Genomic DNA, 13,153 nt, shown 5'->3' on the forward strand with positions numbered 1-13,153 from the left:
GACGTCCCCAACCGGCCCGGTCACACCAGAGCACCCTGCCGATGAACAGCCTGTATTCCCGCTTCGCTCCAAACGCCGTTCGCTGCCGACCGAACGGGCCGCGTCGGGGGTGGGCGACATGAGCCGCGAAAAGGATTGGGTGGAGCGCCGGCAGACGCTGAGAACCGAGGCGGACCAGGTGGTCGCCGCGATCTCCCCCGCGCGGGAGAGGGCGCGGCCCGCCGATGTGATGCTGCATGAGTTGCTCGTCCACAAGGTCGAGCTGGAGATGCAGATCGAGGAGCTGCGCCGGGCCCACGCCTCGCTGGAGGAGGCGCGGGACCGCTATGCGGAGTGCTGCGAGTCGTCCCCGATGGGCCTCCTCACCGTCTGCCGCGACGGCGTGATCACCGAGAGCAACCCGAAGGGGGCGACGCTGCTGGGCATCGAACGCGCGAAACTGATCCGCAGCCGTCTGGGACGTTTCGTCTCGCCGGCCGATGGCGACCGCTGGCAGCGCGTCTTTCTCGACGTCATGGATCGCCCGGGGCTCGAGGAGCAGGCCTGCGTCGTCGGCATGGTGCGGGCCGACGGCACCCCCTTCGAGGCCTATCTCTCCTGCCGGCGCTACGAACCGGCCGAGGGCCCCCCGCAGCTCCGTCTCACCCTGTTCGATATCGATCAGATCCGGCGGGCGAAGGATCGCGCGACGTGAGTCCACCGGGGAGAACAGGGAGGAGCGAGATCCCCGAACGCGCTCACGATCCCCGTGGCAACCGGCTTCTCGCCGCCCTGCCGGCGGAGGAGTTGGCGTGGCTTGCGCCCCGCCTGGAGTGGGTCCCGATGCCGGCCGGCGAGACGCTGCTCGAACCGGCCCGTCCGTTCCATCGCGTCTATTTCCCCACCACCGCCATCGTCTCGCTGCTCTATGTCCTGGAGAACGGGGCGTCGGCCGAGATCGCCGTGATCGGCAACGACGGCATGGTCGGCGCCTCGCTGCTGATGGGCTGCGACGTCACCACCGCCTTCGCCGTGACGCAGAGCGCGGGCCACGGCTACCGCGTCGAGGGACGGCTGCTGAAGGAGGCGTTCCGCCGCGCCGCGGCGGGGTCCGGCCCCGCCGCCCTGCAGCCGCTGCTGTTGCGCTATGTCCAGGCGCTGCTGACCCAGATGGCGCAGACGGCGGTGTGTAACCGCTTCCATTCGGTGGCGCAGCAGATGTGCCGCTGGCTGCTGCTGCGGCTGGACCGCCTGCCCGGCGACGAGCTGATCACCACCCAGGAGCAGATCGCCAACCTGCTCGGCGTACGCCGGGAGGGGATTACCGAGGTCGCCGGCAGCCTGCACCGGGCCGGCGTGATCGACTACCGCCGCGGCCACATCACCGTGCGCGACCGGGCGGGGCTGGAGGCGCGCGCCTGCGAATGCTATTCGGTGGTGAAGGCGGAGAGCGACCGCCTGTTGTCTGGGAGGCTGTCGGACTTAGGATGAATCGGCGGCGGAAGCGGGATAGCGGCCCCACCCACGCAGCTCGATCCCCCATAGTCCGACAGGCTCCTACCCGCGCAACTCCGCCTCCAACAACTTGATCTCGGTGATGTCGATGAAGGTGATCACCACCCCGTCGATGACGTTCTCCTGGGTGCGGTAGGGCATGATGCGCACCCGGTACCAGCGGCCGTCGAAGGTGGCGACCACCTTTTCCCGGAACACCAGCGTGCGCAGCACCTCCAGCGCGTCGTCCTTCAACTGCGGGTAGTCGAGGTCGGTGACGACGTGGGAGAGCGGGCGATCGACGTCGCCCGCGATGAGCTTGAACAGCTTGGTGGCGTGGGTGGTGAAGCGGCGCAGCCGCATCTTGTTGTCGAGGAAGATGGTGGCGATCTCGGTGCTGTTGAGCAGGTTCGCCATGTCGTTGCGCACCCAGGTCAGGTCGTCGACCTTGGATTGCAGCTCGGCGTTCACCGTCTGCAGCTCCTCGTTGAGCGATTGCAGCTCCTCCTTGGAGGTGGTCAGCTCCTCGTTGGTCGATTGCAACTCCTCGTTGGTCGATTGCAGCTCCTCGTTGCTCGAGCGCAGCTCCTCCACCGTGGTCTGCATCTCCTCCTGGGTCACCTGGAGCGCCTCGCGGGTCTGGCGCAGCTCCTGCTCCAGCACCGGGCAGTTGTCGTCCGCGGCCTGCTGCCCGGCGCGGTGCCGCTGCGGCGGCGTCGGTGCATCCTTGAACACCACGATCACCCGCCCGCGCAGGGCCGCGGGCCGTTCGACCGCCTGCACGGTCACGTCCACCCGCCGGGTGCCGCCGTTGGTGCCGACCCGCAGGCCGTTGAGCTGGATCGGCTGCGGCTCCTTCAGCGCCATGTGGATCACGCCGATCAGCGCCTCGCGCAGCCCCTCGCGCGCCATGGCGTGGAGGTTCATGTTGCTCTTGCCGGCGGCCGGTTCGAGATAGTTGCCGGTGCGGCCGCTGATGTAGAGGATGTCGCCGTCGGCGTTGACCAGCACGGCGGCGGGCGCGAAGTGCTGCTGGATCAGCTGGTCGGTGAGCCGGCCGAGGTCTTCGACGCCCGCCTCGCGGGACAGGCCGGCGCCCTCGTGGTTGGGGTGCGGCGCCTTGTCGGGAAAGCGCAGCTCCATCACCGACAGCGGCTGATCGAGGCGTTCGAACAGGCGGGCCTCGCGCTGGAGCGGCGCGAACAGGTGGTTGTAGTTGCCGATGGTCTCGGCGTTGCCGAGCAGCAGCAGCCCGTTCGGGTTGAGGGCGTAATAGAACAGCGGCAGCAGCTGCTTCTGGAGTTCGGCGCCGAAGTAGATCAGGAGATTGCGGCAGCAGAGCAGATCGAGCTTGGTGAAGGGGGGGTCGGAGATGACGTTCTGCGGCGCGAACACCACCATTTCGCGAATCTCCGTGGCGACGCGGTAGCCGCCGCCCTCCTCGGCGACGAAGTGGCGGGCCAGCCGTTCGGCCGAGACGTCGGCGGCGATGTTGTCGGGGTAGAGCCCCTTGCGCGCCCGCGTGATGGCGTCGGGGTCGAGGTCGGTGGCGTAGATCTGCAGGGTGAAGCGGGCGTTCGGCGCGAGTCTCGCCAGCGCCTCGCTGAAGACGATGGCGAGCGAATAGGCCTCCTCGCCGGTGGAGCAGGCGGGCACCCAGGCGCGCAGGGCGCCGCCGCCGGGGTGGCGCGCCAGCAGGCGCGGGAGCCCCTCGTCGCGCAGGGTCTCCCACACCGGCGCGTCGCGGAAGAAGCGGGTCACGCCGATCAGCAGCTCCTTGAACAGCAGGTCCAGCTCCTGCGGCGTGCCGCGCAGGTAACGCACGTAGTCGTCCAGGCCGGCGAACTGGTGCACCGCCATGCGTCGCTCGATCCGGCGGTAGAGGGTATTGCTCTTGTAGAGGGAGAAGTCGTTGCCGCTGTGGTCGCGCAGCAGGATGACGATCCTGTCCAGGGCGCTGAGGATGTCGGTGGTGTGCGGCGTCTCCTGCCACAGCTCGTGGGCGGGGTGGCGGAGGTAGTCGATGATCCGCCCCGGCAGGGACTCGGGCGGGCCGACGATCTCGGCCACGCCGGCCTCGATGGCGCTGCGCGGCATGCCCTCGGACTGGGCGCTGGTGGGCTCCTGGGCCAGGGTCAGGCCGTTCTTCTCGCGGATCGCACGCAGGCCCAGGACGCCGTCGGAGCCCATGCCCGAGAGGATCACGCCGATCGCCCGCTCGCCCCGGTCCTCGGCGAGGGCGCGGAGGAAGAAGTCGATCGGCAGCCGCAGCCCGCGCGGCGCGACCGGTTCGAGCAGGCGGAGCCGGCCGTGGAGCAGCGAGAGATCCTTGTTGGGCGGGATGACGTAGACCCGGCCCGGCTGCACGACCATGCCGTCGGCGGCGCTGGTCACCTCCAGCGGGGTGAAGCGCTGCAGCAGCTCCGGCAGGGTGCTGTCGTGATCCGGCGCGAGGTGCTGGACCACCACCAGCGCCGGCGCGCCGTCGCCGGGCAGGTGGGTGAGGAACTTCTCCAGGGCTTCGAGGCCGCCGGCCGAGCAGCCGATGCCGACGATGGGGAAGGCCCCGGAGCGGGTCGCCGCGAGATCCTCCGCCGGGAGATCGGGTTGCTTGGCGCCGGCTTGGCGGCGAGAAGGGGAGGGCTGGTCTGCGGTCATGGGATGCTCGGCACGATCGACGATTCGGGAACGGCGCCTTTCACCGGATTGGCGGGCCGTCGCTGACTTTTCCGGCCCGGCGGAGCGATCCCGCTCTTCGACGCACCGCGCGGATTCTACCCCCCTCCCGGCCGGCGCTCCATTAGCCCGACAGCGCTTCGAATCCGGAAATCACGTCGAACAGCTCCTCATCGATGCCACGCTGGCGCAACCGGTGGAACGACCCGTTGAGCGCCTCCAGCAACTCGCCGATGTTTTTCTCCGCGCGTTGCATCGCCGCCAGGCGGCTCGCGTTCTCGCTGGCGAGGGACTCGGCGCAGGCCCTGAACAGGGAGACGAAGAGATACTCGCGGATGAGCGCGCGTAAGGTCTCGGTGTCGCCGCCGATGACCTCCGGCAGGTTCTTCGTCGGCCAGGAGCGCGCGCCGAGTTCGCGCCGCCAGGTCTCATCCAGCGGCAGCAGCCGCTGCCGGACGGGTTCATGGATCGCGCCGGAGGTGGGCCGGTTGTGGAAAAGATGGAGTTCGCCGATGGCCCCCCGGCCGTAGTGCGCCTCACTCTCCAGCAGAATCCGGCCGACCAGCGGGGTGATCGCCTTGACCGTGTTCGGTATGGCGAAGGAGCCCGCCAACGGCGATCCGGCGTCCACCAGGCGGGCCTGTACCCGCTCGCCGACGGCCCAGATCAGCGGTGTTCCCGGCAGCGCGGCGAGGGACGCCAAGGCGTAGTCGGCTACCACGTCGTTGAACCGGCCCACCAGCCCCTGATCCGAACCGAAGACGATCGCGCCTACCGCCCCGTCCCCGCGACGCGCCTCGATCTCAACCTGCGCCGCCGGCGTGATTTTGCGGAAACAGACGCTCAGGCCCAGCTCCACGCTGCGCGCGTAGTCGGCCAAGGCGCGTACCGATTGCTCGTATTGGCCGATGTTCGAGGCGGCCATCGCCTTCATCGTGCGGACGACGGACTGGAGGTCTCCGGCGCTGCCGATCTTTCGCCGCAGGCTCGCCGTGGTGTTGCTCACGCCGGCTCCGCTTCCGTTTCCGGCGCTTCGGGGCCGGGGTCGGGACCGGGGTCGGGACCGGGGGCGGGCGGCGGCTGGAAGGGAGCGAGCGCCCGACGGGCGATCCCGATGATCGTTTCGCGATCCTCGTCGCTCAACGGCCCGGCGCCCGCCAGTCGCTCGATCACTTCATCCGGGATCTCCGTCGCCGCCGTGCGCACGGCCTGCTCGGCGCTGCCCATCCGTTCGAGCGGCACCGGGTCGAAGAGCCCCGCGCTCAGCGCGAGCAGGATGGCGATCTGCGCGGGCACCGGCACCGGGGCGAATTCGGGCTGCTTGAGGCAGGCGCGGATGCGCCGTCCGTGCTCGATGATCGCGCGCGTCGCCTCATCCAGGCGGGCGCCGAAGCGGGCGAAGGTCTCCAGCTCCTCGAACTGGGCGTAGGCGAGCTTGAGGTCGCCGGCGACCGCACGGTAGGCCGCGCGTTGCGCCTTGCCGCCGACGCGCGAAACCGATTTGCCGACGTCGACCGCGGGCAGCACACCCAATTCGAACAGCGACGGCGAGAGGTAGACCTGCCCGTCGGTGATCGAGATCAGGTTGGTCGGGATATAGGCGGAGATGTCCTCCGCCTCGGTTTCGATAATCGGCAGCGCGGTCAGCGAGCCGCCGCCGAGCTCCGGGCGCAGGTGGGTCGCGCGCTCCAGCAGCCGCGAGTGGATGTAGAAGATGTCGCCGGGAAAGGCCTCCCTGCCCGGCGGGCGGCGCAACAGCAGCGACAGCTCGCGGTAGGCGCGCGCGTGGTGGGTGAGATCGTCGTAGACGATCAGCACGTCCCGGCCCCGGTGCATGAAATACTCGGCGATGCTGGTCGCGGCGTAGGGCGCGATATAGGTGAGGCCGGGCGGATCGTTGCCTTCGGTGACGACCACCACGGTGTAGTCCAGCGCGCCCTTCTCGCGCAGGGTGGCGATCACCTTGGCCACCCCGGATGCGCGCTGGCCGATGGCGCAATAGACGCACAGCACCGCTTGATCGCGCTGGTTGAGGATGGTGTCGAGGGCCACCGCGGTCTTGCCGGTCTGCCGGTCGCCGAGGATCAACTCGCGCTGGCCGCGCCCGACCGGGACGAGCGCGTCGACGACCTTGATGCCGGTCTGCAACGGCACGGTGACCGGCGCGCGGTCCATGATCGGCGCGGCGGGACGTTCGACGGGCAGGCGCGCCCCGGAAAGCAGCGGACCGCCGCCGTCCAGCGGCCGCCCCATCGGATTGATGATGCGCCCGATCAACCCGTCGCCCACCGGGACATCGACCACATGCCCCCGGCGTTCGACCACATCGCCCGCATGCAGCTGCCAGTAGTCGCCCAGCAGGACGACGCCGATCTCGTCTTCGTCGACGTTGAAGGCGATGCCGTAGCGGTCGCCGGGAAACTTCAGCACCTCATCGAAACCCACGCCCGGCAGGCCGGAGACCTTCGCGATACCGGTGGCGATACTGGTGACGGTGCCGACTTCCCGCGGGCGCAGTTGCGGCGTGAAGGCTTCCCGCGCCCGGCCGATCCCGGCAAAGACGCGGTCGAAGGTGTGCTGGAGGCTGTCGGGTTCGCTATTCACGGGCGCCCTGTTCCGGTCCGGCCCCGGTTTCCGAGCCGGTTTCGGGGCCGGTTTCGGAGCCGGTGACAGCCCCGGCGTTGATCTCCGGCTTGGATTGCGATTTCAGCAGTTCGTCGACGCCGCGCTCCAGCGACACGAGATAATCCCCGATGCTCCAGCCCACCATCTGCCCATGGGTGGCGAGTTCGATCCCGCTGATCAGCTCCGCATCGGTCTCGAAGGTGACGTCGATTTCGGCGGAGAAGGTTTCGTCGAGCGCGTTTCGTATCGCCAGGCGCGACGCCTCGGGCAGCTCGAACGCGCTGCGCACCCGCGCCGGTCCGTCGGCCGTCCTCAGCGCCTCGGCGAACACCTCCCGGGCCTCGCCGTCGAGCGCTCGCAGGCGGCGCGTGAACACCTCACCCATACGCTCTTCCAGACTCGCCGTGGCGAGATCGGCCAGCGCCTTGCGCGCGATGGCGAACACCTCCTGCCGGGTCCGCCGGGCGATGGCCTGATGGAGGTTGTGCGTATCGTTGCGCAACGCCTCCATCCGCGTGGCCTTCAAGGTATCGACGGCCCGCCGCGCGTCGTCCAGCAACCGTTGACGCTCCGCCTTCGCCTCATCGGTCGCCTGGCTCAACCGCTCGGCGCGCTGCCGGTCGAAGGCCTCGTTCCTGCGCCGGAACGCCTCGCGCTCCTCGTCGGCCGCGGCCCGTTTGGCGTCGGCGTCGGCGAGTTCGGCGGCGATCCGCCGCTCCCGCGCGTCGAGGGCATCGAGGATCGGACGGTACAGAAAGCGCTTCAGCAACCACGCCAGGACGAGGAAGTTGAGCAACTGCGCGCCGACGGTGAACCAGTCGATGAGCATTACCGTACCGCCCCGCTGGAAGGGCCATTCATCGCGGGGCAGTCCATCAGTTCCCTACCCCCCCGGCGATGGCGAGGTTCCAGAACGGATTGGCGAAGAGGAGGATCATCGAGACCACGAAGCAGTAGATCGCCGTGGACTCGATCATCGCCAGGCCGACGAACAGGGTGCGGGTGATGGTGGCCGAGGCGTCGGGCTGCTGCGCCAGCGAGGTCAGCGCGGTGGCCACCGCGCGCCCCTCGCCGAGCGAGGGGCCGGTCACCCCGATGGCGATGGTCAGGCCGGCGGTGATGATGGATACCATCGCGATGATCGTCATACTGTCCATGGTGTCTCCTATACGGGTTTAAGGCGCGGACTTCGGCTGGCGAATCTGCGTGGCCGCCGCGATGTACACCGCGGCCAGGATAAAGAAGATATAGGCCTGCACCATGCCGGTGAGCAGGCCGAGTACGGTCATCACCACCGGAAAGACGAGGGGCGTGATGCTGAGGAGGATGCCGAGGATCATCGCGCCGCTCATCATGTTGCCGAACAGGCGGACCGCCAGGGCCAGGGTGCGCGAAACCTCGCTGATCAGGTTGAACGGCAGCATGATGACGGTCGGCTCGATGTAGGACTGGAGATGGCCGCGCAGGCCCTGCCCTTCGATGCCGAACAGCGGCACCGCGACCAGCACGCAGAGCGCCAGGGCCAGGGTGGTCGAGAGCGAGCCGGTCGGGGGTTCGAAGCCGGGAAACACGGTACACAGCGCGGAGAGGGCGACGAACAGGAACAGGGTGCCGAGAAAGCCGAGGTATTTGCGCGGCTCACGCAGGCCCACCTCCCCGATCTGTTTCTCGATGGTGGTGACGACGACCTCCAGCAGGTTCTGCCAGCGCGAGCGCTTCAGTCCCTTGGAGAGTCGGCGGGTGACCAGCATCGAGCCGACCACCAGCACCAGCATCAATCCCCAGGTGAACACGATGGTCGCGTTGAGCTTGAAGAACCCGTATTGCCAGAAGATCATCTCGTCGGGGCTAAGGTGCATGGCCGGCCTCCTTCGCGGCGGCGTCGCGGGGTTCGGCCGGCGGGCCGGCGAACCGCGTGATCAGCAGCCGCGCCATGAAGAATCCGAGCAGACCGGCGAGCAGCCGCTGCCAGTGACCGTCGCCGAGCAGATAAAAGCCGGCGACGGCGACCGTGCCGCGGAGCAACAGGCTGGCCGAAAACAGCAGCGCCGGCTGCCTTGCCGTGAGGCCCTTGCGCACCGTCCACCAGAGTCCGCCGAAGAAAAACGCGCCGAGCAACAGGCCCGCCGCCACCGCCGATATCAGTGCCGGCGCCGCCATCAGCGCTTCGCTGACCGCTTCACTGGCCGCTTCAGTGGCCGCATCACTCATGGTGATTCTCCTGCTCGTCGCGCATCGCCCGCTCCTCCTTGGCGACCCAATGCCACGCATTGAAACAGCCGATGGCCAGTCCGGCCACCAGCAGGGCCAGTGTCCAGGAGCGGCCGCCGGGATAGCGCTGGTCCAGCCACAGGCCGAGCGCCGCGCCGAGCAGCGTCGGTATCGCCACCGACCAGCCGATCAGTCCCATCATGCCCAGGCCGAACCAGACGCCCGGTGCGGCGTTGCGCCGGGCCTTGAGCTTGCGCGCCGCCTTCGCGCCGACCGTCTGTCCGAGCGACGGATTCGGCTTGGGCGGCCGATTCCGGCTCTCCTCACTCATCGTGAAATCCCGCCATGCGGCGAACCAGTTCGCCTTCCATCTTCGCCAACACCGACCTCACGCTCCGCTCCTGCTCGTCCAGGGTCAGAAACTCCCGCTCCACCGCATCGCGCAACCGGCCGAGATCCGTTCCACCCAGCGCCCGGCGCACGGAGATCACCACCTCCGCGCCGCTCTTGACCAGCACCCCTTCGTCCACCGCCACGTAGACCTCCCCTTCATCCTCGGTTTCGTAGGTGAGGATCCCCGGCGTGAGCGCCGCCACGCAATCGAGCCGCCGGGGCAGCAGTCCGAACGCGCCCTCGGGCGTCTCCGCGACGATGCGCGACACGCCGGCCCGCTCGGCGAAGACCTGGAACGGCAGCAGGATCTTAAGATTCATCGGCATCGGCCACGCTCGGTGACGCGGATTTGGCGGAGCCCGCGGGCAGGCCGCTCGGCGCCTTCTCCTTCGCCTCGTCCACCGCCCCGATCATGTAGAGCGCGCTCTCCGGGTAGTCCTTGAATTCATCGCGCAGGATGCGCTCACAGCCATCCAGCGCCTGCTCCAAGTCGACCAGCTTACCGGTGAGACCGGTGAACTGTTCGGTGGTGAAGAAGGGCTGAGTGAAAAAACGCTCCAGGCGGCGGGCACGGGCGACCACCTTGCGGTCCGCCGGGGAGAGCTGCTCCAGGCCGAGCATGGCGATGATGTCCTTGAGTTCGGTGTATTGCGCGAGGGTGCGCCGGACCTCCTGCGCCAGGGCGTAATGCCGTTCGCCGACGATGCCCGGAGTGGCCATCCTGGAGTTGGACTGCAACGGGTCGATCGCCGGGTAGAGACCTTCACTCGCCCGCTTGCGCGAGAGCACGATGGAGGCGGAGAGATGCGAGAAGGTATGCACCGCCGCCGGATCGGTGAAGTCGTCCGCCGGCACATATACCGCCTGGATCGAGGTGATGGCCCCGGCATCCGTATTGGCGATGCGCTCTTCCAGTTGCGACAACTCGGTGCTCATGGTCGGCTGATAGCCGAGGCGCGAGGGCATCTGCCCCATCAGGCCGGAGACCTCCATGCCGGCCTGGATGAAGCGAAAGATATTGTCGATCAGCAGCAGCACGTCGCGATGCTCGTCGTCGCGGAAATACTCCGCCATGGTCAGCGCGGCATGGCCGACGCGGAAACGCGCCCCCGGTGGTTCGTTCATCTGGCCGAACACCATCACCATGTTGCGCAACACGCCCGCCGCGTTCATGTCGCGGTACAGCTCCTCGCCTTCGCGACAGCGCTCGCCGATGCCGCAGAAGATGCTCACGCCTTCGTGTTGCCCGACCATGTTGTTGATCATCTCGGTGAGCAGCACCGTCTTGCCCACCCCGGCCCCGCCGAACAGGCCCGCCTTGCCGCCGCGCTCCAGCGGCATCAGCACGTCGATGATCTTGATGCCGGTGGCAAACACTTCGGACCGGGTGGAGCGCCGCGCCAGCGGCGGCGGCGCCCGATGCACGGAGCGCCATTGGACATCGGTCAACGCCGCCTCGCGGTCGATGGTGTTGCCGAAGACGTCGAACATGCGCGAGAGGATGGTCTTGCCCACCGGCATCTTCAACGGCCCGCCGGAGTCGGCCACCGCCATCCCGCGCGCCAGTCCGCGGGTGGGCGTCAAGGCGATCCCGCGCACCCGATGGGCATCCAGTTGCGCCAGCACCTCGATGACGATCTCTCTCCGCGCGCCCGTCCGCAGCACCGTGTATATCGGCGGCAACGGTCCATCGAAGCGCACATCGACGACGCTGCCGCGCACCGCGACGATCACGCCGGAATCGGCTGAAAGGGGGATGTCCGCCATGTCCTCTGCCATTTTCCGTTTGGGCTCCAAGATATCAGGCCCGTGCCTTTTCGGGACGCATCGCGGGCTCGGTTTCGAGCGCCTTGCGTGCGTGCGCCACCCGCGATTCGATCTGCGCGCGATCATGGGCGGATCCGATGGTGCGATCGGCCAGCTCGGCGATCCGTTCCACCTGTTCGTCGAGTGCTCGATGGTGGCGCGGATCGAGCGTCAGGCCGGCGATGGTTTCGACGGCACCGAGCACACGCTCCATGATGGCGACATTGCCTTCGGCGCCACGCCGAATCGGGTCGAACGCCGCGCTCAGCATACCTTCGAAGGTCGGGGCGATGGTGATCACACGCAGCGTCTCTCCGTCGTAGCATCGTGATGGCGGGAGTTGCCGGCAGCTCAGCCGAGCCAGCACCGCCGACAGATAGTCGACGCACATCACCGCCGTCGAGGTGTCGTTGATCCCCGGCGAGAGGGCCTTCAAGGCGACATCGACAATCTGCCGGATACCGAAAGCGGGGTCCTGCTCGATCGTGCGGTGGCGGCCGATGCTGTAAGCCCCGTTCAGCGCGGCGATCATCGCGTGACACGGCGGGAAGGTGAGGGCGAGCGAGACCAACGCGGTATCCCGCACGACGAACGCGCCGATGCCGCGCTCCATCCGCACGACGGTCCTCCACTCTCGCGCCAGGCCCAGGAGGACATCGTGATCCACGCTCTGTATGTAGCCGCTCAGGTCGGCCGGCACCGGGTACCAACTCCGTTGGTCCGCGGATCGAAGCAGCGGGTCGCCCCGGGCCGCTTGTTCGTCGGGCTCGAGTGCCGATTCTTGCGGAAACTGCCGTTCGATGGCGGAGAGGGTCTCTTGTGCCACCGAGGCGATGATGGTGGACGCCTGGATCGACGAGGCGATGTGATGAATGAAGAAGATGAGCACGCCGACCCCGCCGACCGCCATGAAAAAGGCGAAAAACACCGCCGTGCTCGGCACGAACTCCGCCTCACCCCCGCGAATGGTACGCAACACGATCAGGCAATAGACGAAGATGCCGGCGAACGTCCCGAGCGTGACCTGCGTGACGCGGTTGCGCATGAAGTTGCGCAGGATACGCGAGGTGTATTGGCTCGAAGCGAGCGCCAGCGCCAGCAGGGTCATGGAGAAGGTGATGCCCATAACGGTCATCATCGAACCGGCGAGCGTGGACAATAGCTGGCGTGCCCCTTCCGCACCGGCCCCGAACATGCGCGGCCAGCGGGCCAGCCACTGGTCGCTCCAGGCCGAATCGGCTTCGATCAACGCGCCCGCGAAGAGGATGCTCGTGACGACGATCAGCGAAGGCGTAAACCAGAAGCTCGATCGCAGATCACCCCACAGTTGCCGTAACCGGTTCACCGATCAGCAGTCTCCAGGCAGGTGAGTGACGGTGCGCATGAAGCACCTTTCCGCGGGCGGAGCGTTTGGCCGCAAGAACCCATGGCGCGTGCGGTGTCGCCCGGGCCCGGTTCAGAACGGCTTCTTGCCCGGCCCCGCCAGGTACCAGACGATGACGCCGATCAGCGGCAGCAGCAGCACCACTACCACCCAGATCAACTTTTCGACGTCCCGCGCCGCGCTTTTCATGATCATCAATATCGCGTAGACATCCGCGATCACCACGATCAGGCTGATGATTCCACTGAGTTCCATGATGTCCCTCCCGGTTGGGGGCGCCGACCGGCGCCCGATCAGCGCTTGTCGCCGTCCACCGCCTCTTTGATCTCGTCACCGGCCTGATCCATTTTCTCTCCGATATCCTCGACCGCGGTGTCGAGCTGCTTGCCCGCCTTCTCCGCCGGCCCTTCATGATTCTCGCAGCCCGAGAGCGCCAACAGCAGCGCGCCGGTGACTAGGGCCGCGCCGATACTTTCAAAAGGTTTCATGATCCTGTACTCCCGTTGTTGCGGTGACCGCCGTAGGCGGACACCCCGTTCACTTGTCGTCAAATTCATGGCCGATTCATCCTAAGTCCGACAGCCT

At 67.8% G+C, this 13,153-nt stretch carries 15 protein-coding genes; 2 read left to right on the forward strand and 13 right to left on the reverse strand.

Going from position 1 to position 13,153, the window contains the following annotated elements; all coding sequences use genetic code 11:
• Window positions 1–118 precede the first annotated feature (118 nt).
• Both ACYQ2W_RS05410 and ACYQ2W_RS05415 read left to right on the forward strand, forming a co-directional pair.
• The gene (locus ACYQ2W_RS05410) at window positions 119–694 is read left to right on the forward strand and encodes a PAS domain S-box protein (RefSeq protein WP_459864003.1); all 576 of its coding nucleotides are present in this window, start codon (window positions 119–121) and stop codon (window positions 692–694) included.
• On the forward strand, window positions 691–1,470 hold the full coding sequence (locus ACYQ2W_RS05415) for a Crp/Fnr family transcriptional regulator (protein WP_459864005.1): 780 nt from the start codon (window positions 691–693) through the stop codon (window positions 1,468–1,470). Before ACYQ2W_RS05410 ends, ACYQ2W_RS05415 begins: the two co-directional genes overlap by 4 nt.
• Before the next feature lie 66 nt (window positions 1,471–1,536).
• Here ACYQ2W_RS05415 and ACYQ2W_RS05420 read toward each other — a convergent pair whose 3' ends face one another.
• The 13 genes from ACYQ2W_RS05420 to ACYQ2W_RS05480 form a co-directional block, all read right to left on the reverse strand.
• Window positions 1,537–4,131 (reverse strand): chemotaxis protein CheB, encoded by a 2,595-nt coding sequence (locus tag ACYQ2W_RS05420; RefSeq protein ID WP_459864007.1) that lies wholly within the window; start codon window positions 4,129–4,131, stop codon window positions 1,537–1,539.
• Between the two features lie 142 nt (window positions 4,132–4,273).
• Window positions 4,274–5,155, reverse strand: coding sequence for a F0F1 ATP synthase subunit gamma (locus ACYQ2W_RS05425; protein WP_459864009.1), 882 nt, complete (start codon window positions 5,153–5,155; stop codon window positions 4,274–4,276).
• Window positions 5,152–6,753, reverse strand: a complete 1,602-nt coding sequence (locus tag ACYQ2W_RS05430; protein ID WP_459864011.1) for an alternate F1F0 ATPase, F1 subunit alpha — start codon at window positions 6,751–6,753, stop codon at window positions 5,152–5,154. The genes ACYQ2W_RS05425 and ACYQ2W_RS05430 overlap by 4 nt, the downstream gene beginning before the upstream one ends.
• Complete coding sequence (locus ACYQ2W_RS05435) at window positions 6,746–7,603, reverse strand: F0F1 ATP synthase subunit delta (RefSeq protein WP_459864013.1); 858 nt, start codon at window positions 7,601–7,603, stop codon at window positions 6,746–6,748. Before ACYQ2W_RS05435 ends, ACYQ2W_RS05430 begins: the two co-directional genes overlap by 8 nt.
• A gap of 46 nt (window positions 7,604–7,649) precedes the next feature.
• Window positions 7,650–7,931: a F0F1 ATP synthase subunit C gene (locus ACYQ2W_RS05440; protein ID WP_459864015.1), complete on the reverse strand. Its 282-nt coding sequence runs from the start codon at window positions 7,929–7,931 to the stop codon at window positions 7,650–7,652.
• A gap of 18 nt (window positions 7,932–7,949) precedes the next feature.
• A complete protein-coding gene (locus tag ACYQ2W_RS05445) occupies window positions 7,950–8,633 on the reverse strand; it encodes a F0F1 ATP synthase subunit A (protein WP_459864017.1) in 684 nt (227 codons plus the stop codon).
• Window positions 8,623–8,985, reverse strand: coding sequence for an N-ATPase subunit AtpR (locus ACYQ2W_RS05450; protein WP_459864019.1), 363 nt, complete (start codon window positions 8,983–8,985; stop codon window positions 8,623–8,625). Before ACYQ2W_RS05450 ends, ACYQ2W_RS05445 begins: the two co-directional genes overlap by 11 nt.
• Window positions 8,978–9,316: an AtpZ/AtpI family protein gene (locus tag ACYQ2W_RS05455; protein WP_459864021.1), complete on the reverse strand. Its 339-nt coding sequence runs from the start codon at window positions 9,314–9,316 to the stop codon at window positions 8,978–8,980. Before ACYQ2W_RS05455 ends, ACYQ2W_RS05450 begins: the two co-directional genes overlap by 8 nt.
• Entirely contained in the window at window positions 9,309–9,704 is a 396-nt protein-coding gene (locus tag ACYQ2W_RS05460; RefSeq protein ID WP_459864023.1) for a F0F1 ATP synthase subunit epsilon, read from the reverse strand. Before ACYQ2W_RS05460 ends, ACYQ2W_RS05455 begins: the two co-directional genes overlap by 8 nt.
• A complete protein-coding gene (gene atpD / locus ACYQ2W_RS05465) occupies window positions 9,688–11,157 on the reverse strand; it encodes a F0F1 ATP synthase subunit beta (protein WP_459864025.1) in 1,470 nt (489 codons plus the stop codon). Before atpD ends, ACYQ2W_RS05460 begins: the two co-directional genes overlap by 17 nt.
• Before the next feature lie 22 nt (window positions 11,158–11,179).
• Complete coding sequence (locus ACYQ2W_RS05470; protein ID WP_459864027.1) at window positions 11,180–12,529, reverse strand: DUF2254 domain-containing protein; 1,350 nt, start codon at window positions 12,527–12,529, stop codon at window positions 11,180–11,182.
• A gap of 111 nt (window positions 12,530–12,640) precedes the next feature.
• Entirely contained in the window at window positions 12,641–12,823 is a 183-nt protein-coding gene (locus ACYQ2W_RS05475; protein WP_459864029.1) for a PLDc N-terminal domain-containing protein, read from the reverse strand.
• A 38-nt stretch (window positions 12,824–12,861) separates the two neighbouring features.
• Window positions 12,862–13,056: a hypothetical protein gene (locus tag ACYQ2W_RS05480; protein ID WP_459864031.1), complete on the reverse strand. Its 195-nt coding sequence runs from the start codon at window positions 13,054–13,056 to the stop codon at window positions 12,862–12,864.
• Between the last annotated feature and the right edge of the window lie 97 nt (window positions 13,057–13,153).

Source organism: Endothiovibrio diazotrophicus, assembly GCF_054657215.1.

Coding starts and splice junctions, on each gene's coding strand:
- ACYQ2W_RS05410 (WP_459864003.1), top strand. CDS start 119: ATGAGCCGCGAAAAGGATTGGGTGGAGCGCCGGCAGACGCTGAGAACC.
- ACYQ2W_RS05420 (WP_459864007.1), bottom strand. CDS start 4,131: ATGACCGCAGACCAGCCCTCCCCTTCTCGCCGCCAAGCCGGCGCCAAG.
- ACYQ2W_RS05435 (WP_459864013.1), bottom strand. CDS start 7,603: ATGCTCATCGACTGGTTCACCGTCGGCGCGCAGTTGCTCAACTTCCTC.
- ACYQ2W_RS05440 (WP_459864015.1), bottom strand. CDS start 7,931: ATGGACAGTATGACGATCATCGCGATGGTATCCATCATCACCGCCGGC.
- ACYQ2W_RS05445 (WP_459864017.1), bottom strand. CDS start 8,633: ATGCACCTTAGCCCCGACGAGATGATCTTCTGGCAATACGGGTTCTTC.
- ACYQ2W_RS05450 (WP_459864019.1), bottom strand. CDS start 8,985: ATGAGTGATGCGGCCACTGAAGCGGCCAGTGAAGCGGTCAGCGAAGCG.
- ACYQ2W_RS05455 (WP_459864021.1), bottom strand. CDS start 9,316: ATGAGTGAGGAGAGCCGGAATCGGCCGCCCAAGCCGAATCCGTCGCTC.
- ACYQ2W_RS05460 (WP_459864023.1), bottom strand. CDS start 9,704: ATGCCGATGAATCTTAAGATCCTGCTGCCGTTCCAGGTCTTCGCCGAG.
- atpD (WP_459864025.1), bottom strand. CDS start 11,157: ATGGCAGAGGACATGGCGGACATCCCCCTTTCAGCCGATTCCGGCGTG.
- ACYQ2W_RS05475 (WP_459864029.1), bottom strand. CDS start 12,823: ATGGAACTCAGTGGAATCATCAGCCTGATCGTGGTGATCGCGGATGTC.
- ACYQ2W_RS05480 (WP_459864031.1), bottom strand. CDS start 13,056: ATGAAACCTTTTGAAAGTATCGGCGCGGCCCTAGTCACCGGCGCGCTG.